Raw genomic sequence first — 2,089 nt, 5'->3', positions numbered from 1 at the left:
ATTTCGCTTTTTTACTATTTGCTTATTCCGGAGAGTGACAGAAGAGGGATAGGACGAGGGGCAACAGATAATTTATTTGTATTTCGTCGTGAAGTAACGCCTTCAATTTAGTCCTAACAGAGAAGTTTTGCTCACTGGAGTTAATTCTAAGCATAATTGAAAGTTTAGATGAAAATCTTTTCAAACATTTCTTTTACTTTTTGCCAGCATTTAGTTTCGATATTTTATGTGTTATTATCTTCATCTGCGATGGCACAGGTTATTCCAGATAATACATTACCTACCAATTCTATAGTTACGCCACAAGGCAATACCAGCAATATTACTGGAGGAACACAAGCAGGAAACAACTTATTTCACAGCTTCGAGCAATTTTCTGTATCCATAGGTAGCACTGCTTACTTTAATAATGCCTCAAATGTTCAAAACATTATTAGTCGAGTAACTGGTTTATCTATCTCTAACATTAATGGTTTACTGAAAGCTAACGGCAGCGCTAACCTGTTTCTAATTAATCCTAATGGGATTATTCTTGGCCCCAATGCTGTCCTAAATATCGGTGGCTCGTTCTTAGCTAGCACTGCTAACAGGATTAACTTTGCTGATGGCAGCCAATTCAGCGCAAAAACTCCACAAAATCAACCCTTATTAACAGTGACCGCACCTCTTGGCTTAGGATTTGATGGTAATCCAGGCGTAATTCAAGCTCAAGGTACAGGACACAATCTGACTCTCAATAGCCCATTTTCACCATTTATTAGAACTATTAGCTCAAATGGCTTACGTGTCAAACCAGAAAAGACTTTAGCTTTAGTGGGTGGTGACGTAACTTTAGAGGGAGGAAAGCTTGAGGCAAGTGAAGGGCGAATTGAGTTAGGTAGTGTTGATAAAGGAATAGTACACATTAATCCAGCTTCTAATGGTTGGAATTTGAGTTATGAAGATGCCGTTAGCTTCAAAAATATTCAACTATCTCAACAGTCAATAGCAGATGTTAGTGGCTTTGGTAGTGGTTCTATTCAAGCACAAGCTGCTGATGTGGAACTAGGAAGTGGCTCAATATTTTTAATTCAAAACCAAGGAGAGAAATTATCAGGTGACATTATTGTAAATGCCTCTGAACAATTGAGAATAATAGGAGCTTCTCGGAATGGAACAATCCCTACTAGCTTGGTTAATGAAACTTTAGTCGGAGATGGAGGAAAAATCGAAATTTCAACTAAAAATCTAATTCTTCAGGATGGAGCAGCAATAGCTGCTAAAACTTATGGTGTAGGTAGGGGGGGCGATATCTTCGTGAATGCTTCCCAATTCACTCAAGTTGCGAACGGTTCCTCTTCCGTTGTTCAACTACCTAGTAATATCATTACTTCAACCTTTGGCTCTGGAAATAGTGGTAATCTTACTCTGGTTACGAAAAATTTATCTGTAGAAGGTGGTGGAGAAATCCTAACTTCAACTTTCGGGACTGGCAAAGGTGGTAACTTAACAGTGAATACTCCTGAATCTACTCAAGTAATTGGGTACTTATCGGGGGCTTCACAGCTTTCTAGTACTATTCTTACTAGAGCTTCTGGTTCTGGTAATGCAGGCAATCTAATCCTTTCGACAGGAATTTTAAGTGCCAAAGATGGAGGTATTATTGGTTCTTTATCTCTTGGAAGTGGCTCTGGAGGCGATGTAACTGTAAATTCTCAAAACTCTGTAGAACTTGTTGGAGTAGTACCAAATGTCTTTACCCCAAGCTCTTTAGCTACTGCAACTTATAGCAGTGGTAATAGTGGTAAATTAATAGTTAATACAAAAAAGTTAACAGTTAGGGATGGCGGAATAATTAATACTTCTACTCGCTCAACGGGAAAAGCTGATAGCCTTATCATTAATGCTTCTGACTCTATCGATGTAATAGGTAGAGTTCCAGGCGCTGTAAATCCCAGTCTTATCAATTCATCTGTTGTTGATTCCAATAAAAATTTTCAAGAGCTATATCTGCTGCCTTCAGAATTGAGGGGGGATTCAGGAAGTATAACTATTAGAGCTGATTCGTAAAGAAAATCTAAAGAGAACAGAGCCTCGTTTGACTCAGGCT

1 protein-coding gene is annotated in these 2,089 nt (G+C 38.5%); it reads left to right on the top strand.

Annotation, left to right across the window (positions count from 1 at the left end; all coding sequences use genetic code 11):
* Positions 1–168: 168 nt before the first annotated feature.
* Positions 169–2,049: a filamentous hemagglutinin N-terminal domain-containing protein gene (locus RM368_RS38305; RefSeq protein ID WP_322698901.1), complete on the top strand. Its 1,881-nt coding sequence runs from the start codon at positions 169–171 to the stop codon at positions 2,047–2,049.
* Positions 2,050–2,089 lie beyond the last annotated feature (40 nt).

Source organism: Nostoc sp. DedSLP03 (assembly GCF_034530815.1).
In the GTDB taxonomy this organism is placed as follows: Bacteria; Cyanobacteriota; Cyanobacteriia; order Cyanobacteriales; family Nostocaceae; genus Nostoc.
Note: the sequence above shows the minus strand (reverse complement) of the source record. Positions and strands in the feature narration are given on the sequence as shown.

Bases quoted from the DNA above. Each gene is read 5' to 3' on its own strand.
- RM368_RS38305 (WP_322698901.1), top strand. From the start codon at position 169: ATGAAAATCTTTTCAAACATTTCTTTTACTTTTTGCCAGCATTTAGTT.